This is a genomic window from Lentzea sp. NPDC037011, assembly GCF_055607425.1.
In genome coordinates this window covers 82,909-103,970 of record NZ_JBVJRT010000020.1, presented here as the reverse complement: position 1 = coordinate 103,970, position 21,062 = coordinate 82,909, and the positions used below count along the sequence as shown (strand labels likewise).

Below are 21,062 nucleotides of genomic sequence, written 5' to 3'. Positions count from 1 at the left end.
ACGCGGGGTTCTCCTCCTGCGACCCGGGCCGGATCTACCTGCCGGTGATCATGGACCCGGTCTACGGCTACCAGGGCCTCAACGTCGAGGCGCAGGCCCGCAGCCAGTCCTCGCTGCTGAACTGGACCCGGCACCTGATCGCGGTGCGCAAGCAGCACCGGGCGTTCGGCCACGGCGACTTCACCGAGCTCGGCGCGTCGAACCCCACCGTGCTCGCCTACCGCCGCACGCTCGGCGCCGACGTGGTGCTCTGCGTCAACAACCTCTCCCGCTTCCCCCAGCCCGTCGAGCTCGACCTGGCCGAGCACGCGGGCAGCGTGCCGGTGGAGCTCACCGGCGGCGTGCGGTTCCCGGCGATCGGGGAGCTGCCGTACCAGCTCACCCTGACCGGTCACGGCTTCTACTGGTTCCAGCTGACCTCCGACGTGGAAGGTGGCGACAAGAAGTGACGACGAGCGAGGCCGTCGAGGTCGTGCCGGAGCAGCTGGACCGCTGGCTGGTGACCCAGCCCTGGTTCCGCGGCCGCGGGCCGGTGGAGTGCGAACGCGTGACCGTGCTGCGCGACGGTGACCCGACGCTGGCCCACGTCGTGCTGGCGGCGGGCGGACGCCGCTACCAGCTGCTGCTGGGCGTGCGCGACGAGCTGCCGGAACGGCTGGTGCACGCCAGGATCGGCGCCGCGGGCGACCGCCAGGTGTACGAGGCGGTGTACGACCCCGAGCTCACCGCCGTGCTGCTGCGGCACTTCGAGGAGTCCGCGCAGGTGGCGGGCCTGCGGTTCCGCGGCGACCTGCCGCCGCGCTACACCGACGCGCCGGTGGGGCGGCCGTTCCCGGGCCCGCAGCGCAACTGCTCCATCGTCTACGGCCAGCGTCACGTGCTGAAGTTCTTCCGCGAGCTGGTCGCGGGCGACAACCCGGAGCTCGTGCTGCACACCGCCCTGCACTCCATCGACGACCCGCACATCGCACCGCCCCAGGGCGCGCTGGAGTCCGAGCTGGACGGGGAGCGCACCACGTTCGCGGTGCTGCACGAGTTCGTCCCGCTCGGCGCCCTGGGCTGGCCGATGGCGACCGCGAGCGTGCGGGACTTCCTCGCGAGCCCCGGCACGGACCCGCAGGCCGCGGGCGGTGACTTCGCCGCGGAGGCGCGCCGGCTCGGCCGGGCCGTCGCGCGGGTGCACGCCGACCTGCGCGAGACGCTCGGCGAGCAGACCGCGGGACCGGACGAGGAGGCCGAGTTCGTGGCGGCCCTGCACCACCGCCTGGACGCGGCACTGGCCGAGGTCCCCGCGCTGGCACCGTTCGAGGCGGGCCTGCGCGCCCGGTTCGACGCCGTCCTGGCCGCCGCGGAGCCGGTCCGCCTGCAGCGGGTGCACGGCGACCTGCACCTGGGCCAGGTGCTGCGCTCACCGCGCACGTGGGTGCTCGTCGACTTCGAGGGCGAACCCCACGGCGGTGCGGCGGAACGGGCCCGGCCACGCCCCGCGGAACACGACGTGGCCACCGCCCTGCGGTCCCTGCACTACGCGGCGGCACAGCTGCTGGTGGGCGCGGACGACGTGGCCACCCTGCTGCCGCGGGCCGCTCGGTGGCTGGACCGCAACCGCGGCGCGTTCTGCGACGGCTACGCCGAGGTGGCGCCGGACCGCCGTCCCGGTGGCGCGCTGCTGGCCGCGGTCGAGCTGGACCGGGCGGTGCTGGAGGTGTGCCACGAGCAGCGCTACCGTCCCGAGTGGACGGTCATCCCGCTGTCGGCGATCGCGGAGGCGGTGACCGGCGAGCCCGCCTGGCTGGTGTAGCCGGGTTTCGGACGGCGGCGGGCCTCAGCGGTCCGGCCGCCGTCCACGGCCGGCGTGATCGCATCGTCGGTGCGGTCGTTGTCGGCAAGCTCGTGGTGGGACCGCGAGCCAGGTCGTCGTCGGCTCTCCGCGTTCGGCACCGCCGCCCGCGGCTCAGCCGGACCTGAGCAGGTTCTGCGTGTCGCCCCGCCGCTGGGTGCCCACGGTCGCGTCCGTGCCGATCAACGGCACCGCCGTCGTCCGCACCGGTTCGAGCACCGGAGTGGCCTGGGTCCAGCTGCGCAGCAGGTGCCGGCACAGGGACGCCTCCAGGGCGATCGCGGCGGCAGCGGCGTGCAGGAGGTCCTGGGTCCGGCCGGGGTGGGCGGACAGGTGTTCGCGGCTCTCGTTCAGCATCCTGGCCCAGCGCTCGTCCGGCGCCTCCGCGACGGACGGGACCGGGCGGCCGCCGACGCGGTGCAGGCCCGCGGTGAGGCGGCGGTCGAACAGCAACGCGATGCCCGCTGCCGCGGTCCGGTGGCCGATGGCCGTGGCGGTGGTGAGGGCCAGCGCGCTCATCGTGTTGTGGGCGGCGATGGCGACGGCGGGCACGCGGTCGATCGCGGGCTGCGGCTCGTGCAGCGACTTCGCGGTGACCAGCTCGCGCAGCTGCGTGGTGGTGGCCTTGGTCTCGATGAACGAGTACAGCGCGGTGTGGCTGCTGCGCATCAGGCTGATGAGGTGGTCGCCGATGCGGGCGGGGGAGGCGGTGTCACCGCCCGCGTCCCTGACCATCGGCGCGGTCATCTCCCGCAGGGCGGCCAGCCACCGCTCGCTCAGCAGCGCACGCCACCGCACGACCTCCGGCTCGGCCGCGCGCTCGGCGCCGACGCCGTCGAACTCGCCTTCGTGCAGGGCGATCCACAGGGCCAGCTGGAAGTCCGGGTCGGCCAGCAGCCGCGCCGGCTCGTCGACCGCCGCGAGGGCGGGGGGTGCCGTGCGGACGTCGAGCAGTGCGGCGATGACGCCGGCGCTCAACGGTCCTCGGGCGGTGGGCAACAACATCAGTGCCTCCGACGGGGGTGATCGCGATCCCGTGATCACTTACCCCTCCCGGGGTTCGTCAAACGCCTTCCCGGATTCCGGTACCCGGACGTGGGCCCGCGCCCTGCCGCTGAGGCGCCGTACAGGGGCGGCGAGGTCGCGGTCTTCAGGTCGTGTCCGGCTGACCGGACACGACCTGAAGACCGCGCGAGCTGGAGCACCCGCAACCCCGATGACGGCAGGTCGGCGGTCATCTCCCGGGGGACGACCGCCGCCGACCTCCCGGCCGACCCGGCTCAGGCCGTCCGGGACCCCAGCAGTTCCAGCATCTCCGGCAGGTCGAAGAACCGCGCCACGTCGAGCGCGGACCTCGGCCCGAGTGCCGGGTCCGCCCCGGCCTCCAGCAACAGCCGCACGGAGCGCTCGGAACGGCGGAACACCGCCGCCCCGAGCGCGGTCTGCCCGCGGTCGTTGACCCGCCCGGTGTCGGCGCCGCGCTCCAGCAGCGCGGCGACGGTGTCGGGGTGGTTGTGGTACGCGGCCAGGATCAGCAGCGAGTCACCGGCGCCGTTGGTGAGGTTCACCGGCACGCCCGCGTCGAGTGCCTCGGCCAGCCGCTCGGTGTCGCCGGTGCGGGCCAGGTCGAACATCGACTGCAGGAACGCGAGCTCCTCCTCCGTCAGCGCCCCGGTCATGCGATCGTCGCCGGGAACCGTTCCCACACGCGGTGGGCGCCGAGCAGCGTCATCAGCTCCGTGAACACCTTCGTCGCGTCCTCACCGGCCACCACGCCCGCGGCACCGGTGATCCCGGCGGCCTCCAGGGCAGCGCGGCCGGTGCCCCACGCGCCGATGGCCTTGGCGTGGCGGAAGCACTCCTCGACCATCAGCAGCACGCGCGGGTCGACGGTCGTGCCCGGCGCGCCCGCCTTCGCGTCCCTGGCCGGCACCGCGTCCGGGCCGGGCGGGGGAGCCGCGGCGAGCAGCAGGGCGTCGAACTCGATCGACCGGGCCGTGAGGAACGTGCGCTGCGCGACCAGGCCGGAGTCGCCGATGGGGCCACCGGTCGGCGCGATCAGCAACGGCACCATCCCGCCGGCCAGGATCGTCTCGCGGACGGTCCGCACGCCGTCGAGGTCGGCCGGGTCGACCACGATGCCGATGAGGCGGCCGTCGGTCGGCCAGGTCTTCCCGACCTGGGAGAGCGCCGGGCTCGGCGTGACCTTCCTCGGCCGCACGGTGGGTTCGGGCGCGGGCAGGCCGAGGCCGCGGGCGACCTCCGCGCACAGCGTCGGGTCGACGTTGGCGAGCACCCGCAGCTGGCGTTCCTTGATCGCCTGCTCGTAGCACTTGCCGAGCTCGAAGGTGAACGCGCGCACCACGTGCTCCTTCTCCACCGGCGACAGGCTCAGCCAGAACAGCCGCGGCTGCGTGAAGTGGTCGGAGAACGACACGGGCGACTGCCGCACCTTCGCCGACTTCGGCAGCGGCTGCGCCACCTCGACGAACGCCCGGTCCTCCACGCCCGCGGTGAACGGGTTGCCGCCGTCAAGCGTGTTCGGCCGGTACGGCGCCACCCCGGCGTGCACCGCGTGCTGGTGGTAGCCGTCGCGGAACATGTCGTTGACCGGCACGTGCGGGCGGTTGATGGGGATCTGGTTGAAGTTCGGCCCAGCCAGCCGGGTCAGCTGGGTGTCCAGGTAGGAGAACAGCCGCGACTGGAACAGCGGGTCGTCGGTGACGTCGATGCCGGGCACCAGATTGCCGAGGTGGAACGCGACCTGCTCGGTCTCGGCGAAGAAGTTCATGGTGTTGCGGTTGAGCGTCAGGAGGCCGACCGGCTGCACCGGCGCGAGCTCCTCCGGCACGATCTTCGTCGAGTCCAGCAGGTCGATGCCCTCGAACGTCTGCCGCGGGGTGTCCGGGAAGATCTGCAGGCCGAGCTCCCACTGCGGGTACGCGCCGGACTCGATCGCGTCGGCGAGGTCGCGGCGGTGGAAGTCCGGGTCGAAGCCGTTGGCCATCTGCGCCTCCTCCCACACCAGGGAGTGCACGCCCAGCTTCGGCTTCCAGTGGAACTTCGCGAGCGCGGTCTCACCCTCGGCGTTGACGAGCCGGAACGTGTGGACGCCGAAGCCCTCCATCGTCCGGTACGAGCGGGGGATGCCGCGGTCGGACATGTTCCACAGGACGTGGTGGGTGGCTTCGGTGTGGGTGGACACGAAGTCCCAGAACGTGTCGTGCGCGCTCTGCGCCTGCGGGATCTCCCGGTCCGGGTGGGGCTTGCCGGCGTGGATGATGTCCGGGAACTTGATGCCGTCCTGGATGAAGAAGACCGGGATGTTGTTGCCGACCAGGTCGAAGTTGCCCTCCTGGGTGTAGAACTTCGTCGCGAACCCGCGGGTGTCGCGGACCGTGTCGGCCGAACCGCGCGAGCCCAGCACGGTCGAGAACCGCACGAACACCTGCGTCTCCACGCCGTCGCCCAGGAACGCGGCCTTGCAGACGTTGGCGGCCGTGCCATAGCCGACGAACACGCCGTGCGCGCCGTAGCCGCGTGCGTGCACCACGCGCTCCGGGATGCGCTCGTGGTCGAAGTGCATGATCTTTTCGCGCAGGTGGTGGTCCTGCAGCAACGTCGGGCCGCGGTCACCGGCCTTGAGCGAGTGGTCGGTGTCGTACAGCCGCGCGCCGGCCGACGTGGTGAGGAACTCGCCCTGCTGACCGTTGGCGAGCTTCGGGGCACCGGTGGGCGCTCCCGTCGGTGACACCGTCTCCGGACCGGTCTGGTCCTGCTTGGGCGGCAACGGGCCCCGCGGCTCGGTCGGCTCCTCGAGCGAAGGCGGCTCGCTGTTCGGCACGCCGGGGATCGGCGGGTTCACCATCTCGGTGACCTTGTCGACCGCCTTCTCCAACGCCGCCTTCACGCGCTTGCCCGGCTTCTGGGTCGCCACTTGCTTCCTCCTCGGAGCTTGAACGTCAGCCAGGCAGTACCCGCCTAAACGCCATCTATGCGTGACAACCCGTCCGAGTATTGGTCAGCGCCGCCGTTTCTTCTCCTTCGCCTTCTTCTCCTTCGCGGCGGGCGCGGGCACGATCCGCTCCGCGACCGCAGGTGGCGCGGCGGCCAGCCCCGGTCCACCGGCCTCGACCCACTCGACGACGCCGTCCACCACCTCGTCCTCCAGCACCGACCCGACCCACACCGGCCGGGCGCCCGCGGCCCGTTCCCGCGCGCCGGGCAGCACGACCACGACGTTGGACACCTCGCACGCGTCCAGGCAGTCGGCGACCCGGACACCGGACAGGCGGGAACGCAGGACCGCGAGCTGGTGGTCGTGGTCGACGTCGGGGTGCTTGCGCGCGGTACCGCAGCAGCACCCCCGGCAGACGGTGATCTTGGGCGTCATGCCCTGAGTTCTACCCACCGACCGGCCGCGAGGGGTGTGAACGTGCTGCGGTTCTCAGTCCCGCGATCCGGGCGACCGGCCGATAAAGTGCCGTACCCCTACGGATGCGGACCCTGATTGTTCCTCACCGGACACCGCCTGACAGTGATCGGCAGTGAACTGCCGCCGTCCCTGCCTGAAGGCGAGCGTTCCTGATCCGAGAGGAACTGAAGTGAACAGAACACCACGGTCCTGGGGTCTGCTGGCCCTGGTCGCCGCGGCGGCGCTGGCCCCGGTCAGCACCGCGCACGCGGCACCGGAGAACGCCCAGCGGACCGCCCCGGCGGCCACCTACCTCGGCGACACCGTCCCTGCGAACCTCGGTGACGTCTCGCCCATGTTCGCCGGCGGCCAGAACGCCACGGTGAGCGAGTTCCCCGGCATCGTCGCGGGCATCCGCGCCGGTGGCTCCCGGCCGGAGGGCCAGACCTGCACCGGCACGGTCGTCGCCCCGCGCAAGATCCTCATCGCGGCGCACTGCGCGGACGCGGAGGGGGAGAAGAAGTTCGTCTACGGCCTCGACGACCTCAAGGACTACCGGGGCGGCGCCGGTTCCGGGTTCGCCGTGAACGTCGTCAGCTACAAGAAGCACCCGCGGTACGTCAACTTCGACCAGGGCTACGACGTGGCGGTCGTGACCGTCGACCGCGACATCGCGCTCAAGGGCGGGGCGGCCTACCCGAAGTTCGCCACCTCGGCGGACGCCGGCGGCGCGGCACCGGGCAAGACGGGCCAGGGCTTCGGCTACGGCAAGAAGGACTTCAACGACACCTCGCAGGACGTCACGCTGGACAAGGCGAGCCTGCCGGTCGTCGACGGCGACCGGGTCTGCCAGGGCGTCGGCGCGGGCTTCAAGTCGGCGACCATGATCTGCGCCGGCTACTCCGACGGCCGCACCACGATCCTGCCCGGTGACAGCGGTGGCCCGCTGGTCGTCGACGGCAAGGTCTACGGCGTCGCGTCGTGGAGCCGGTCGGACTTCAAGTGGTACTCGATCTACGGCCGCCTCGACAACGACATGGGCGACTGGGTGAAGACCGAGGTCGGCGAGCAGCCCCCGGTCGGTGACTTCGGGCTGACCGTCGCGCCGGGCAGCGGTTCGGTCGCCGCCGGCAAGGCGCTGTCCGCCGCGGTCAACACGACCGCGGGCTCGGGTGGTGCGGAGAACGCGACGCTGTCCGCCTCCGGCCTGCCCAGCGGCGTGAAGGCGGTCTTCCAGCCGACGTCGGTCACCACCGGTGGCTCGGGCAAGGTCACGTTCGACGCGAGCACCACCGCTCCGAACGGCACCTACGAGATCACCGTCACCGGCACCACGTCGAGCGGCAAGACCGCGTCCGGCAGGTACTCGCTGACCGTCACCGGCGGCGGCGACCCGCAGCCGGGCGACTTCACCCTGGCGGCGACCCCGAGCAGCGTGAAGGCGGCCAAGGGCAAGTACGTCTCGACCACCGTCGGCAGCACCGGCGACGGCCAGACCATCACCCTCTCAGCCTCCGGCGTGCCCACCGGCGTGAAGGCGGCCTTCCAGCCGTCGTCGATCGCCGCGGGCAGCGCGGCCAAGCTGACGCTCGACGTCTCCACCACCGCGGCCGCCGGCACCTCGTCGATCACGGTCACCGGCACCGACGCGGGCGGCAAGACCGCCACCACCACGGTCTCGCTCACCGTCGAGGGCACCGAACCGCCGACCGGTGAGGTCACCGTCACCGCGACGCCGTCGTCAGCGACCGTCAAGCAGGGCCTGCTCGCGCAGACCCTGGTGAAGGCCGCCGGCGGCACCGGGAACCTCACGCTGACCGCGTCCGGGGTGCCCGCGGGCGCGCAGCTGTCGTTCAACCCGGCCACCATCGGCCAGAACGGCAGCAGCAACGTCTGGATCTTCACGAACTTCTCCACCCCGCCCGGCACCTACCCGATCACCGTCAAGGCCACCTCGGCGGACGGCAAGACCGGCACGACGACGTTCACGCTGACCGTCACCCGCTAGCAGCAACAACGACGTGTGGGGTGTGACCGCTTCCCGCGGTCACACCCCACACGTGTTCTCGCTGCTGAGCAGGTTGCCAGCTGTCGTGCCTTCGCCCCCGAGTTCCCGCCCCTGGCTCTGCCGGCGTCTGCAAGTACCACCAACTGGTACTTGCAGACGCCTTGGGCAAGCAAGGAGGGGAGGGGCGGACAAGACTTCTGGCCCCAGGTGTTCAGACCGTGAGAGTCCAGGAGTCGATGGTGCCGACGTCGTAGGTGTAGACGTCCTTCACCTGGAGCTTCCACGTGCCGTTGCGCGTCTCCGAGGAGAGGTCGACGGTGTAGGTCTCGTGGACCCCCGCCGAGGACGACGCGCCGCCGGCCTTCTTGAGCACGTAGGACCGGCCGGACGGGCCGACCAGGTCGATGGCCAGGTCACCGGTGTAGGTGTGGTTGATGTCGACCTTGACGGTTGCCGAGGCCGTGGAGTTGCCGGTGCAGCCCGAGATCGTGACCGAGGACGAGACCGCGGTGCCGTTGTCCGGGATGGACACGTCCTCGCCGTTCGTGCCGGGGCCGCACTCCGGTGCCGGGCCGCCGCCGATGAACCCGCTGTGGAGCAGCTTGTTCGGCGAACCGGAACCGGGGTTGGTGACCTTGCCGCTCGTGGCGCCGTTCACCAGCGCGTCGCGCAGGGCCTGGGGGCTCGCGGACGGGTTGGCCGACAGGTACAGGGCCGCGACCCCCGCGACGTGCGGGGTGGCCATGGACGTGCCGGACATGTTCGTGGCACCGCCGTTCAGCCCGAGCGAGGTGATGTTGTCACCCGGCGCGAAGATGTCGGTGCAGGTGCCGTAGTTGGAGAACGAGGCACGGGCGTCGTTCGACGAGGTCGCGTTCACGGTGATCAGCGCCGCGATCTTCGCGGGGCCGGTGGAGCAGGCGTCGGTCGAGCTGTTGCCCGACGCGACGGCCATCTGCACGCCCGAGCTCACCATGCCGGCGATGGCGTCGTTGCCGATGTCGGCGGTGTCGAACGTCCAGGAGGCGTTGACCACCGCGGGCTTGCGGGCGTTCGCGGTGATCCACTCGATCGCCTTGACACCCGCGGAGTCCGGGCCGTTGCCGGTGCAGCTGGTGCCCAGCATCCGCACCGACACCAGCTTCGCCTTCTTGGCCACGCCGTAGGTCTTCGACCCGACCGTGCCCGCCACGTGCGTGCCGTGGCCGGAGCAGTCCTGGCCGTTCTGGCCGTCCTCGATGAAGTCCGCGCCGACGGTGGCACGGCCCTCGAAGTCGGCGATGCCGGTCTTGATGCCGGTGTCGGTGACGTAGACGGTGACGTTCGACGCGCCCCCGTCGGGGTAGCTGAACCTCTTGTCCAGCGGGAGGTTCGCCTGGTCGATCCGGTCCAGGCCCCAGGTCGGGTTGCTCTGCACCTCGGTGGCCCGCGCCGTGCCGTCCTGGTAGACGGCCTTGACCGCGGGGTCGGCCGCGAGCCTGCGGGCCTGCTGCGAGCTCAGGCCCGTGACCTGGAACCCCTGCATGGCGCGGGAGAACACGGTGTCGAGGGTGCCGCCGTAGCGCTGGACCAGCGTGGAGGAGGCGGCCTGGACACCGGCCAGCGAGATGCCGCCGGCCGGTTTGAGGGAGACGATGAAGCTGTCGCCAGGGGCGGGGTTCTTGGCCCGGACGAAGTCGGCCTCAGCGGCGTGCGCCGCCGGGGCGGTGATGACCGAGAGCGACGCCAGCACGGCGAGCCCGAGAGCGGTGCGTTGCATGACAGGTCCTTCCGGGCGTCGTCAGAACGTCAGGGTCCAGGAGTCGATGGTGCCGCTGTCGTAGCTCCACACGTCCGTGACCTGCAGCTTCCACGTGCCGTTGCGGTCCTCCGCGGACGCGTCGACGGTATAGGTCTCGTGCACACCGGTCGTGGACGACGCGCCGCCCGCCTTCTTGAGGCCGTACTTCGCGCCGGACGGACCGACCAGGTCGATGGCCAGGTCAGCGGTGTAGGGGTGGTTGATGTCCACCTTCACCTTGGTGGTGGTGGACGCCTTGCCGGTGCAGTTCGAGACGGTCACCGAGGAGGAGACGGTGGTGTTGGTGTCCGGGATGGACACGTCGTCGCCGTTGGTGGCCGCCGCGCACGGCTCGGGGTCGGGGCCGCCGCCACCGATGAAGGAGATGTTGAGCAGCTTGTTCGGCGAGCCCTTGGTGTCCGAGATCTTGTCCGGCGTCGAGTTGTTCACCAGCGCGTCGCGGACCTGGGCAGGGGTGGCAGAAGGGTTCGCCGAGAGGTACAGCGCGGCCGCGCCGACCACGTGCGGGGTGGCCATCGAGGTGCCGCCCATCGACGTGGTGCCGCCGCCGTTCTTCGTGGAGGTGATGTTCGAGCCGGGCCCGAAGATGTCGACGCACGAACCCCAGTTGGAGGCCTGGCCGCCGGTGTAGATCGAGCGCTTGTCGGCCGAGTCGCTGGCGGCCACCGTGATGGCCTCCGGCGTGCGGGCGGGGGAGGTCTGGCAGGCGTCGCCGTTGTTGTTGCCCGCCGCCACGCCGAACGTGACGCCCGCCGCGATCGCCCGCTTCACCGCGCTGTCCACAGTGGAGTCGGCGCCGCCGCCGAGGCTCATGTTCGCCACGGCCGGCTTCTTCGCGTTCTGGGCGACCCAGTCGATGCCCTTGATGATCTGCGAGTACTGCCCGTTGCCCGAGCAGTCGAGCACGCGCACACCGACGAGGTTGACCTTCTTGGCCACGCCGTAGGTCTTCGACCCGACCGTGCCGGCGACGTGCGTGCCGTGGCCCTGGCAGTCCGAGGCGTCCGGGTCGTTGTCGATGAAGTCGTAGCCGTCCTTGGCACGTCCCTCGAACTCCGGGTGAGCCTTGTAGATGCCGGTGTCGAGGATGTACGCGGTGACGTTGGAGGCGGTGTTCGGGTAGGTGTAGCGCTGGTCGAGCGGCAGGTTCGCCTGGTCGATCCGGTCGAGGCCCCAGGTCGGGTTGGTCTGGGTCTCTGACATGCGCGCCCAGCCGTCCTGCTGCACGTAGGCGACCTGCGGGTCGGCCGCGAGCCGCCGGGCCGCCGCCTCGTCGAGCTTCACCGCGAAACCGCGCACGGAGGCGACGTAGGTGTTGCTGACCTTGCCGCCGTGCTTGCGGGCCAGGTCGAGTGCCTTGGCGTTCGTGGTCGGCGCGTCGCTCGCCCCGTCCTTGAACACCACGATGTAGCTGCCCGCGACGGGCTGCGCCACCGCCTTGACCTCGGCCTGCTGGGCGAAGGCGGGGGTCGCCGCCGCAGCCGCGGCGCACAGGGCGGCCACACCGAGTCCGGCCGTGACCAGCCGGCGGGATGTGCGATCGAGTCGCATCTGAGGTTCTCCGTTCTGGGCCGCCTCGGCAGGGAGTGGGCGGCCACGTGCGGATCACCATCGGTCGCGTGCGCACCGCGAACAATCCGGATATCGCTACGTAGGGATACCCGTCTTTCGCCTAAGATCAGTCCGGATGAGTCGGACACCGAGCCAGCGCCGGCCCGGCCCCGCCGCACTGGTGCGGACCAGCTCCCCGGTGCTCGTGGGGCGAGGGGACCAACTCGGCACGCTGCGCGCCGCCGTGCCGAGGCACCCCGCCGTGGTCATGGTCGAGGGCGAGGCCGGTGTGGGGAAGTCCCGCCTGGTCCGCGAGCTGCTCGACTCCGACCTCGGTCCGATCGCCGTGCTGATCGGGCACTGCCAGCCGGTGGGGGAGCCGTTCCCGTACGGGGCGGTGCTGGAGGCGTTGCGCGACTGCGCCGAACGGCTCGCGCGCGGTCCGCGGCTCAGCCCGGTGACCGGTGTGCTGGGCGCGTTGCTGCCGGAGATCGCCGAACACCTGCCGCCGCCACCGCCGCCGACCGGTGACCCGCGGGCCGAGCGGCACCGGGTGTTCCGCGCGGTGCGGGAGCTGGTGAGCGTCCTCGGGCCGGTGCTGCTGGTCGTGGAGGACCTGCACTGGGCCGACGACGGGTCGCGGCAGCTGCTGCGGTTCCTGATGGGCGACCCGCCCGCGAACCTCTCGATCGTGGTCACCTACCGCCGCGAGGACGTGCCCGGCGGGGTGCCGCTGGGGTCGGCGTACCGGCCGCCCGGTGGGACCACCAGCGCGGTGCTGGAGCTCGAGCCGCTCGACGTGGCCGAGGTGCGGGCGCTGACCTCGGCCATCCTCGACGGCGAGCCGGTGTCCGCGGAGTTCGCGGCCAAGCTGCACGAACGCACGGCGGGCATCCCGTTCGTCGTCGAGGAGACCCTGCGCGCGCTGCGGAACCCGGCCGGTGCCGTGCACGCCGACGGTGCCACGGCGCGGCGGCTGCTCGACCACGTGGACGTGCCGGTGCTGCTGCGCGACGCGATGGCCGAGCGGCTGGCCGCGTTGCCGGTGACCGCGACCCGGCTGGTGCAGGCAGCGGCCGTGCTCGGGGTACCCGCGACGGCCGAGCTGCTCGGTGCGGTGGCCGCCATCGGGGAGAACCGGGTGCGCACGGCGTTGACCCACGCGCTGACGGGCCACGTTCTGCACGAGGCCGACGCACGCACCTACGGCTTCCGCCACGCGCTGGCACGCCAGGCCGTGTACGACACGTTGAGCGGACCGGACCGCCAGCAGCTGCACAGCCGGGCCGTCGAGGCGTTGTCGCAGGTCGAGCCGCTGCCGTTGGTGCAGCTGGCCGAGCACAGCGAACGCGCTGGTCACACCGCTGAGTGGCTGCGCTTCGGCGAGGCCGCCGCCGACCGGGCCGCCGAGCGCGGTGAGGCCGGGACCGCCACCGCCCTGCTGCAACGGCTGCTGTTCGACCCGGCCGTGCCCGCGGCCGACGTGGACCGGCTCGCGATCAAGCTCGGCGAGGTCGCCCACCGCGGCCTCGACCAGCACGCCCCGACCGAGGCGCTGGAACGCCTGCTGTCCGACCGGCGGCTGTCCGTCTCGGCGCGCGGCGAGGTGCGCCTGTTCCGCGGCCTGCTGCTGATCCGCCAGGCCGGCGGCCTGGAGGAAGCCCGCGTCGAGATCGAACGCGCCGTCGCCGACCTGGGCGAACGCCCCGACCTGGCCGCCCGCGGCGCCGCCGTGCTGGGCCTGCCCTACCTCGGCACCACCCCGGTCGGCGAGTGCATGCCGTGGCTGGACCTCGTCGAGGAGCACCGCGCGTCGACCGGCGACGCCGAGCTGCGGCTGTCGCTCTACGCCAACCAGCTCGGCTCGAAGATGCACACCGGCGACCCGTCCGTGCTGCGCGAGCTGGACTTCACCCCCGCCACGACCCCCGGCGAACTGCGCCAGCTCGCCCGCGCCCACTGCAACCTCGCCGACGCGCTGGCCACCACCGGCCACCTCGACCTGTGCGGTGACCTGCTGCGCGACGGCCTGCGCCTCGCCGCCGAGTGCGGCGCCCCGTTCGTGGTGAGCACCGCCCAGGCCACCCGCGTCCGCCTCGACTGGCTGACCGGCCGCTGGGACGGCCTCGCCGACCGCGCCCAGACCCTGCTCGACGAGTACCGCGACCTGTTCCCGGTGGCCAGCGAGCTGAACCTGGTGCTCGGCTCGCTGGCCACCGCGCGCGGCGAGTGGGCGGAGGCCACCAGCCACCTCACCGAGACCGGCGCGTTCGCCCCGGAGGAGTCGATCGCCCCGGTCGCCATCGCCGGCTGCGCCGCACTGGCGTGGACGGTGCTGTCGCAGGACGAGGTCACCCGCGCCTGCGTGGACGTGGACCGCGGCCTCGCCGTCGTGCGCGCCAAGGGCGTCTGGGTGTGGGCCACCGAGCTGGGCCCGGTCGCCGTGGCCACGTTCCTCGCCGCCGGCCGCGAAACCGACGCCGAGACCCTGATCGCCGACATCGCCCGCGGCATCGAGGGCCGCGACGCACCGATGGCGGTGGCCGCACTGGCCCAGTGCCGCGCCCGCCTCGCCGAGGCCCGCGGTCAGCTCGACGTCGCCATGACGCTCTACCGGGAAGCCGCCGACCGCTACGCGGCGCTGCCCGCGCCGTACTTCACGGCCCTGGTGACCGAACGCGAGGCCGTCTGCCTGCTCCCGACCGACCACGAGAAGGCGACCGAGGTCCTCTCCGCCCTGGTGGACACCTTCGACGCGCTGGGTGCGACCCGCGACGCCGCCCGGTGCCGCCACCTGCTGCGCAGCATCGGCGGCGGCAAACCCTCCCGCCGCGGCCGCCGCGGCTACGGCAACGAGCTGTCCCCGCGCGAACAGGAGGTCGCCCGCCTGCTCGCCGCCGGCCACACCAACCGCAAGATCGCCGACGTGCTGTTCCTGTCGCCGAGGACCGTGGAACAGCACGCGGCCAGGGTGCTGCGCAAGCTCGGGGTGTCGTCGCGGGCGGAGCTGCAGGCGGAGGACCTGGGCTGACCGGCTGCGCGGCGAGGTGTCGCGGTCGTCCGCTGACAGGGCCTGTCAGCGGCTGTCAGGCCCTGCCAGCCGCACGTGCGCCCGGTGCCAGCGCCTCCCACCAGCCTTCTGGGCGAACACCCCAGAGCTGATCAGGAGTCCACCCCATGCACGTCACGATCACCGGCGCCGGTCTCGGCGGCCTCACCCTCGCCCGCGTGCTGCACGTGCACGGCATCGAGGCCGCGGTCTACGAGGCCGAGCCGTCACCGACCGCCCGCGCCCAGGGCGGCATGCTCGACATCCACGACTACAACGGCCAGCTCGCCATCACCGCCGCCGGGCTGATGGACGAGTTCCGCGCCATCGTCCTGGAGGGCCGCGAGGCCATGCGCGTCGTCGACCGCAACGGCACCGTCCTGATCGACAAGGCCGACGACGGCACCGGTGGCCGCCCGGAGGTGCAACGCGGCGAGCTGCGCACGTTGCTCATCGACTCGCTGCCCGAAGGCACTGTCCGATGGGGGCACAAGGTCAGCAGCGCGCGCACCCTCGACGACGGCCGCCATGAGGTCACGTTCGACAACGGCACCGTCATCGCCACCGACCTGCTCGTCGGCGCGGACGGCGCCTGGTCGCGCATCCGCCCGCTGCTGACGCCTGCGACCCCCGAGTACGCGGGCACGTCGTCCGTCGAGACCTTCCTGCTCGACGCCGACACCCGCCACCCGGGGGCCGCCGCACTGGTCGGCGGCGGCATGATGATGGCCGCCGCGCCGAACAAGGGCATCCACGCCCACCGGGAACGCGGGGGCACGCTGCACGTCTACGTGATGTTCACCGAAGCGCAGGAGTGGTTCGACCGCTTCGACTTCACCGACCCCGCCGCGGCCACCGCCGCGCTCGCGCGGGAGTTCGACGGCTGGGCCCCCGAACTGGTCGCGCTGATCACCGACACCGACACCCCGCCGCTGTGGCGGCCCCACTACGGCCTGCCCTCCGGCCACCGCTGGGAGCGCGTGCCGGGCGTGACGCTCGTCGGCGACGCCGCCCACGTCGCCGCACCGGACGGCGAGGGCGCCAACCTCGCGATGCTCGACGGCGCCGACCTCGCGCAGGCACTGGCCGCGCACCCGCACGACGTCGAGGCGGCGCTGGCGGAGTACGAGCGGAAGATGTTCGGGCGCGTGGAGGCGGGCGTCGACGAGGAGCAGCTGCTGCAAAGCCTGTTCGGGGAGAACGCGCCGCAGAACCTGGTGGACCTGTTCGCCGAGCACCAGGCGTCCTGACCCACGAGGAGCCGGTCCGTCAGACCAGGTCCGCCGGGGCACGGGCCGCGAGCGCCTCCGCGTCCGCCACGCCGAGCCGCCGTCCCCGGACCTGCCGTGCGCGGCCGGAACGCCGGTCGCACCCGCAGGTCTCGAAGCCCTCGTAGCGCAGCCCGGCCGCCAGCGCCGCGGCCACGGCCCTCCACCCGGAGTCGTCCGTGCGCCGCGGCGCCGTGAAGTCGTGGCCCGCGAACGCGTACCGGCACACGCCGCCGACGGTAGCAGGAGCCGCTCAACGTCCGAAGTGGACGAACCGCACCGCGGTGTGCAACGCCCGCGCCACCGGCTGAGCACGTCTTCACGACCGGCGACGTGCGCGGAGTCCACCACCCCGTTTCGGCCACCTGACCGGGTGAAGTTCCGCTCGAACGACGGCAGCGGCTGGCTTTTCGGCCGCGCGGTCCGGTAAGCCCTCCGGCGTGCGTTTGCCTCACGCGGTTTGGGTCGGCGGGCTGCTGGTGCCCGCCCTGCTCGCCGCCACCGGTGTGTTCGTCTACGGCAGTGGCGTCGAACGGTCGCTCGACGCCGATGTCCGCTCGGCGCTGACCAAGGCCGGCTACCACGGCGTCGTGGCGGTGGACGGGCGGTCGGTGGTGGTCAGCGAGGTGGCCCCGCGCGCGGCCGACGCCGTGCGCGCCGTGGTGTCCGACGTGGACGGTGTCGCCACCACCGAGATCCGCGCGGCCGGCCCCGAGCAACTGCTCGTGGCCGTGCGCGGCGCGGAGGTCCTGGTGTCCGGCGCGGTCGCCGACGACGCGGAACGCCGCGCGCTGGTCGACGCCGTCCAGACCCCCGGTCACCGGGTCACCGCGGCACTGCGCCTGGGAGGCACCCTGCCGATCCCGCCCGCGGTGGTCGGCCGGCTGGTGTCGGCCGCGTTGTCCGCCAGGGTGTCCGAGGTGACCACGACCGTCCACGGTGGACATGTCGCCGTGGCTGCCCGCGTGCCGGACGAGGAACGTGCCACCGCGGTCCGCGAGGCCATCCGCCAGGCCGCGAACGGCCTGCGGGTCACCGACCGCGTCGAGGTCGGCCCGTCCACCACCGCCGGCGACCTGGACGTCGCGGCCCTGCACGACTCGATCAGCCGCATGGTCAACGGCAACGGCGCGATCCGGTTCGTGCAGGGCACCACCGCCTGGGAGGGCCACGGCCCGGTGCTCGTGCACCGCGTCGGCCGCATGCTCCTGGTCGCACCCCGCGCCTCCGTCACGCTGGTCGCCCACGGCACCGACCCGGTAACGGCCACCACACGCGGCCAGATGGTCCGCGACGAGCTCGTGGGCCAAGGCGTCTCCCCAGCCCTGATCGCCGTTGAGACCCGCCCCGCCCCCGACGGCGAGTACGACCCGGCCACCCGCCAGGTCGACGTCGTAGTCCGCTAGGAGTTCCCGTGCTCTGGTTGTTCTCGCAGATGTTCCTGCTGTGCCTGGCGTCCTTCGCCGCCGGCTGCCTGCTCACCTGGCTGGCCGTGCGCAAGCGCCACGCCGAGTCCCCGAAGCCCCGCCTCGCCCTGCCCGCACCCCGCACCGAGAACCCGATCGTGCGCCAGCAGCCGCTGCTCCAGGTCGCGGACGAACCCGTGGTGACGGTGCCCGCCGATGACGAGGAAGCGTTGCCCGTCAAGGGGAACTCGCGAACGATGGTCTACCACACGCCGGACTCGCCGTACTACCGGCGGATGAAGGGCGACGTGATGTTCGGGACCGAGACCGAGGCGCTGAAGGCCGGGTACCGGATGTGGACGACGAAGGCCCGCGTGAAGGCCTGATCGCACTTCTCCAGACCCCTCCGACGTCGAGGAAGGCCCCGTCGATCTGACTAGCAGGTAGTGACTTGCCGCACAAGCGCAGGTATAACTTGTTCTCATACGGCAAGAGTGAGGATGATCACATGAACCACACAATGACGTGTGATAACGGTTTCAAGGGTCCCTCTCGACGTTCGTTCTTGACTGGAACAGGTTCTATTTTAGGTGGCATGGCCCTGGGTGCCGGTCTCGCACCGGCGGCCAGAGCGAGCACGATCGCCGACGCGGCGGTGGTTCCGGCGCTCGTCATCGGCACCGGGTACGGCGGGTGCGTCGCGGCGCTGCGCCTGGCCCAGGCCGGTGTCGACGTCCACATGGTCGAGATGGGCATGGCCTGGGACACGCCCGGTTCCGACGGCAAGGTCTTCGCCAACACGACCACGCCGGACCAGCGCTCGTTCTGGCTGCGCACCAGGACGAAACAGCCTTTGAGCAACTTCCTCGGCTTCCCGATCGACAAGGCGATCCCGAGGTACACCGGCATCCTCGACGCCGAGGAGTTCGGCGGCATCACCGTCTACCAGGGCCGCGGTGTCGGCGGCGGCTCCCTCGTCAACGGCGGCATGGCCGTCACGCCCCGGCGCGAGACCTTCGGCGACGTGCTGCCCGGCGTGAACGCCGACGAGATGTACGGCACCTATTACCCGCGGGCCAACGCCGAGCTCGGCGCCGGGCTCGTCAACCCGGCCTGGTTCGACGGCACCGCGTGCTACCAGTACGCGCGGGTCGGCCGCAAGCACGCCCAGCGCAGCAACTTCCCGTACGTGTTCGTGCCCACCGTGTACGACTGGGGCTACATGGAACAGGAGGCGGCGGGCACCGTCCCGAAGTCGGCGCTGGCCGGCGAGATCCTCTACGGCAACAACCACGGCAAGAAGTCCCTGCAGAAGTCCTACCTGCCCAAGATCAGGGCGACCGGGCGGGTCACCATCTCGCCGCTGCACCGGGTCGCCTCGGTCCGGCCCACGACCGGTGGCTACGCGGTCACCGTCGAGCAGCTCAACACCACCGGTGACGTCATCGCGACCAAGTCGGTGACCGCGGCGAAGGTGTTCTTCGCGGCGGGCAGCGTCGGCACCAGCAAGCTGCTGGTGAAGCTGAGGGCCACCGGTGCGCTGCCGAACCTGAACGGCGAGGTCGGCAAGGGCTGGGGTGACAACGGCAACGTCATGTGCGGCCGGGCCAACCACATGTGGGACGCCACGGGCGCGCTGCAGTCGTCCATCCCGACGCTGGGCATCGACAACTGGGCGGCCGGGGGAGCGTTCGCGGAGGTGGCGCCGCTACCGACCGGGATCGAGACCTACGCCTCGTTCTACCTGTCGATCACCAAGACCCCGCACCGCGCCGCGTTCTCCTGGAACGCCGCCACGAACAAGGTCGACCTCAACTGGCAGACGGTGTGGAAGGAGAAGTCCATCACCGCCGCCAAGACGATCTTCGACAAGATCAACGCGAAGGAGGGGACGATCTACCGGACCGACCTGTTCGGCGTGTACAAGATCTGGGGCGACCACCTGACCTACCACCCGCTCGGCGGCGCGGTCCTGGGCAGGGCCACCGATGCCTACGGCCGCCTGCACGGCTATCCGGGGCTGTACGTCATCGACGGGTCGCTCATCCCCGGCACGACCGTGGTGAACCCGTTCGTCACCATCACCGCGCTCGCGGAACGCAACATCGAGAAGATCATCGCCACGGACCTGTGACCGGGTCTGTGAAGTCCTACGTGGACGCTCCCAGCTGACTCGGCAGCACGCAGACCGCGTCGAGCCCGAGCACGTGGTTCAACCGGCCGAACGAGAGCCACGCGCCGATGCTCATGGTCAGCTCCACGATCTCCACCTGGCTGTACGACGCGGTCATGCGGGACCAGAAGTCCTCGTCGAGACCGTGGTGGTCCAGTGCGTACCGCTCGGCGTACTCCGCGGCCATCCTGGTGCGGTCGTCGAAGGCGTCGGTGGTGCGCCACTGGGTCACCGCGTCGAGGAACCCGTCCTCGACCTTCTGCCCGTCGCGCTCGGTCCGCCAGTCGAGGCAGAACAGGCACCCGTTGATCTGCGCGGTCCGCAGCCGTGCCGCCTCGAACTCGCGCAGCCCGAGCGTGGTGTGCTGGTAGACAGCGAGCGAGAAGTTCGCCGCGGCGACACCGATGCCCGGCACCATCTCGCCCCACACGTACCCGATGGGGTCCTTGCCCTGCGGGATGTCGACGTTCACCGCGCACTCCTCCCCAGCTTGCCCGCCACCGGTCGCAGCGGCACGTCCAACGCGTCATAGAGACCGGGTTCCGCCGCCGCCAGCCAGTCGATGGCGTTCACGAGCCGCCCGACCGCCGTCGCGTTGCCGCCCGCGGACCGGTTCTCGCCCTCGTCGTCGGCCTCGACGGACACCTCGATGCGCGGCCGGCCCTCGATGATCACCTTGTGCGCGCCGTCGCCGGAGGGCGGCATCGGCCAGTCGGGCGCGCACGACGGGTGGATGCGCGTCACGTGCTCGATCACGATCAACGGCTCGCCGCCGACGACCCCCTGCACCTCGAACCGGATCGCGCCCTGCGCACCCGCCTCGAACTCGCCCATGGTCCTCGTCGTCACCGTCTCGTCGAGCGCGCGCCGGTCGACGGTCTCGCGGATCTCGTCGACCTCCACGCCCAGCGCCCTGGCCATCAGCCGGATCTGCCCGCCCCACACCATGGTCGGCACCGCGGGCATCAGCATCGGCGCCTGGTAGTCGAGCGGCTGGCCCATGCCGATCAGCCACCGCACCGCGTCGGGCTGGTCGTAGGTCGAGTAGTCGAAGATCTCCTGGCAGCGCACCGCGTCGATCCGGCTGCCCAGTCCGCTGATCAGCAACGGCAGCACGTCGTTGCCCCAGCCGGGGTCCACACCCGACACGAACAGCGACCCGCCGCCGTCCGCGATCGCCTTCAGCACCGGGTCACGCAGCTCCGGAGGTGCACTGCGGTGGTCGTAGAGCGCGTACAGCGACGGCGTCACCACCACCGCGCCCGCCGCGATCGCCCTGGTGATGTCGGCGAGCGCCTCGGCCGGCCGCACGTCACCCGAGGCCGCGTAGACGACGGCCCGCGGACCCGTGGCGAGCACCGCGCCGATGTCGTCGGTCGCGACGATCCCTGTGTTGTAACCGGTTCCAGCAAGCTCACCGGCGTCGCGTCCCACCTTGTTGGCGTCGTGCACGACCACCGCGGTCAACTTCAACCCAGGATGGGCCTCCACGGCCCGAATTGCCGCACGCCCGACGTTGCCCGTGCCCCACACCACTGTGGCGATCATGCGC

At 71.8% G+C, this 21,062-nt stretch carries 17 protein-coding genes; 8 read left to right on the top strand and 9 right to left on the bottom strand.

Annotation, left to right across the window (positions count from 1 at the left end):
* On the top strand, nt 1-449 hold a 449-nt coding region (locus tag ACZ7CH_RS38545; RefSeq protein WP_470376203.1), incomplete at its 5' end, for an alpha-glucosidase C-terminal domain-containing protein.
* Complete coding sequence (locus ACZ7CH_RS38540) at nt 446-1,801, top strand: maltokinase N-terminal cap-like domain-containing protein (RefSeq protein ID WP_470376202.1); 1,356 nt, start codon at nt 446-448, stop codon at nt 1,799-1,801. The genes ACZ7CH_RS38545 and ACZ7CH_RS38540, both read left to right, overlap by 4 nt.
* Nucleotides 1,802-1,954: 153 nt before the next feature.
* On the opposite strand, the gene ACZ7CH_RS38535 is transcribed toward ACZ7CH_RS38540, so the two are convergent.
* The 4 genes from ACZ7CH_RS38535 to ACZ7CH_RS38520 all read right to left on the bottom strand — a co-directional run bounded on the left by ACZ7CH_RS38535 (nt 1,955) and on the right by ACZ7CH_RS38520 (nt 6,233).
* Nucleotides 1,955-2,845, bottom strand: coding sequence for a hypothetical protein (locus ACZ7CH_RS38535; RefSeq protein ID WP_470376201.1), 891 nt, complete (start codon nt 2,843-2,845; stop codon nt 1,955-1,957).
* A gap of 275 nt (nt 2,846-3,120) precedes the next feature.
* The gene (locus ACZ7CH_RS38530; RefSeq protein ID WP_470376200.1) at nt 3,121-3,519 is read right to left on the bottom strand and encodes an ankyrin repeat domain-containing protein; all 399 of its coding nucleotides are present in this window, start codon (nt 3,517-3,519) and stop codon (nt 3,121-3,123) included.
* Entirely contained in the window at nt 3,516-5,708 is a 2,193-nt protein-coding gene (locus ACZ7CH_RS38525) for a catalase (protein ID WP_470376205.1), read from the bottom strand. Before ACZ7CH_RS38525 ends, ACZ7CH_RS38530 begins: the two co-directional genes overlap by 4 nt.
* A 153-nt stretch (nt 5,709-5,861) precedes the next feature.
* Entirely contained in the window at nt 5,862-6,233 is a 372-nt protein-coding gene (locus ACZ7CH_RS38520; protein ID WP_360388607.1) for a hypothetical protein, read from the bottom strand.
* Nucleotides 6,234-6,444: 211 nt separating this feature from the next.
* On the opposite strand from ACZ7CH_RS38520, the gene ACZ7CH_RS38515 reads away from it, so the two are divergent.
* Nucleotides 6,445-8,262, top strand: coding sequence for a trypsin-like serine protease (locus tag ACZ7CH_RS38515; protein ID WP_470372014.1), 1,818 nt, complete (start codon nt 6,445-6,447; stop codon nt 8,260-8,262).
* 211 nt (nt 8,263-8,473) lie between these two features.
* Here ACZ7CH_RS38515 and ACZ7CH_RS38510 read toward each other — a convergent pair whose 3' ends face one another.
* Nucleotides 8,474-10,021: a S8 family peptidase gene (locus ACZ7CH_RS38510; RefSeq protein ID WP_470376199.1), complete on the bottom strand. Its 1,548-nt coding sequence runs from the start codon at nt 10,019-10,021 to the stop codon at nt 8,474-8,476.
* Nucleotides 10,022-10,042: 21 nt separating this feature from the next.
* Nucleotides 10,043-11,614 carry a S8 family peptidase gene (locus ACZ7CH_RS38505; RefSeq protein ID WP_470376198.1) on the bottom strand — a complete coding sequence of 524 codons (1,572 nt, stop codon included), beginning with the start codon at nt 11,612-11,614 and terminating at the stop codon, nt 10,043-10,045.
* A 136-nt stretch (nt 11,615-11,750) separates the two neighbouring features.
* On the opposite strand from ACZ7CH_RS38505, the gene ACZ7CH_RS38500 reads away from it, so the two are divergent.
* Nucleotides 11,751-14,645: an ATP-binding protein gene (locus ACZ7CH_RS38500; RefSeq protein ID WP_360388596.1), complete on the top strand. Its 2,895-nt coding sequence runs from the start codon at nt 11,751-11,753 to the stop codon at nt 14,643-14,645.
* A gap of 146 nt (nt 14,646-14,791) precedes the next feature.
* Nucleotides 14,792-15,913, top strand: coding sequence for an FAD-dependent oxidoreductase (locus ACZ7CH_RS38495; RefSeq protein ID WP_360388594.1), 1,122 nt, complete (start codon nt 14,792-14,794; stop codon nt 15,911-15,913).
* Between the two features lie 19 nt (nt 15,914-15,932).
* On the opposite strand, the gene ACZ7CH_RS38490 is transcribed toward ACZ7CH_RS38495, so the two are convergent.
* Nucleotides 15,933-16,160: a hypothetical protein gene (locus ACZ7CH_RS38490; protein WP_458432040.1), complete on the bottom strand. Its 228-nt coding sequence runs from the start codon at nt 16,158-16,160 to the stop codon at nt 15,933-15,935.
* A gap of 211 nt (nt 16,161-16,371) precedes the next feature.
* On the opposite strand from ACZ7CH_RS38490, the gene ACZ7CH_RS38485 reads away from it, so the two are divergent.
* The 3 genes from ACZ7CH_RS38485 to ACZ7CH_RS38475 all read left to right on the top strand — a co-directional run bounded on the left by ACZ7CH_RS38485 (nt 16,372) and on the right by ACZ7CH_RS38475 (nt 19,471).
* A complete protein-coding gene (locus ACZ7CH_RS38485) occupies nt 16,372-17,337 on the top strand; it encodes a hypothetical protein (RefSeq protein WP_360388591.1) in 966 nt (321 codons plus the stop codon).
* 8 nt (nt 17,338-17,345) lie between these two features.
* Nucleotides 17,346-17,723, top strand: a complete 378-nt coding sequence (locus ACZ7CH_RS38480) for a sunset domain-containing protein (protein ID WP_360388589.1) — start codon at nt 17,346-17,348, stop codon at nt 17,721-17,723.
* A gap of 209 nt (nt 17,724-17,932) precedes the next feature.
* Nucleotides 17,933-19,471: a GMC oxidoreductase gene (locus tag ACZ7CH_RS38475; protein WP_360388586.1), complete on the top strand. Its 1,539-nt coding sequence runs from the start codon at nt 17,933-17,935 to the stop codon at nt 19,469-19,471.
* 16 nt (nt 19,472-19,487) lie between these two features.
* Here ACZ7CH_RS38475 and ACZ7CH_RS38470 read toward each other — a convergent pair whose 3' ends face one another.
* Nucleotides 19,488-19,982, bottom strand: coding sequence for a carboxymuconolactone decarboxylase family protein (locus ACZ7CH_RS38470; protein WP_470372007.1), 495 nt, complete (start codon nt 19,980-19,982; stop codon nt 19,488-19,490).
* Nucleotides 19,979-21,058, bottom strand: a complete 1,080-nt coding sequence (locus tag ACZ7CH_RS38465; RefSeq protein ID WP_470376197.1) for an NAD(P)H-dependent amine dehydrogenase family protein — start codon at nt 21,056-21,058, stop codon at nt 19,979-19,981. Before ACZ7CH_RS38465 ends, ACZ7CH_RS38470 begins: the two co-directional genes overlap by 4 nt.
* Between the last annotated feature and the right edge of the window lie 4 nt (nt 21,059-21,062).

Bases quoted from the DNA above. Each gene is read 5' to 3' on its own strand.
- ACZ7CH_RS38465 (WP_470376197.1), bottom strand. From the start codon at position 21,058: ATGATCGCCACAGTGGTGTGGGGCACGGGCAACGTCGGGCGTGCGGCA.
- ACZ7CH_RS38510 (WP_470376199.1), bottom strand. From the start codon at position 10,021: ATGCAACGCACCGCTCTCGGGCTCGCCGTGCTGGCGTCGCTCTCGGTC.
- ACZ7CH_RS38475 (WP_360388586.1), top strand. From the start codon at position 17,933: ATGGCCCTGGGTGCCGGTCTCGCACCGGCGGCCAGAGCGAGCACGATC.
- ACZ7CH_RS38505 (WP_470376198.1), bottom strand. From the start codon at position 11,614: ATGCGACTCGATCGCACATCCCGCCGGCTGGTCACGGCCGGACTCGGT.
- ACZ7CH_RS38530 (WP_470376200.1), bottom strand. From the start codon at position 3,519: ATGACCGGGGCGCTGACGGAGGAGGAGCTCGCGTTCCTGCAGTCGATG.
- ACZ7CH_RS38525 (WP_470376205.1), bottom strand. From the start codon at position 5,708: ATGGTGAACCCGCCGATCCCCGGCGTGCCGAACAGCGAGCCGCCTTCG.
- ACZ7CH_RS38535 (WP_470376201.1), bottom strand. From the start codon at position 2,845: ATGTTGTTGCCCACCGCCCGAGGACCGTTGAGCGCCGGCGTCATCGCC.
- ACZ7CH_RS38495 (WP_360388594.1), top strand. From the start codon at position 14,792: ATGCACGTCACGATCACCGGCGCCGGTCTCGGCGGCCTCACCCTCGCC.
- ACZ7CH_RS38520 (WP_360388607.1), bottom strand. From the start codon at position 6,233: ATGACGCCCAAGATCACCGTCTGCCGGGGGTGCTGCTGCGGTACCGCG.
- ACZ7CH_RS38500 (WP_360388596.1), top strand. From the start codon at position 11,751: ATGAGTCGGACACCGAGCCAGCGCCGGCCCGGCCCCGCCGCACTGGTG.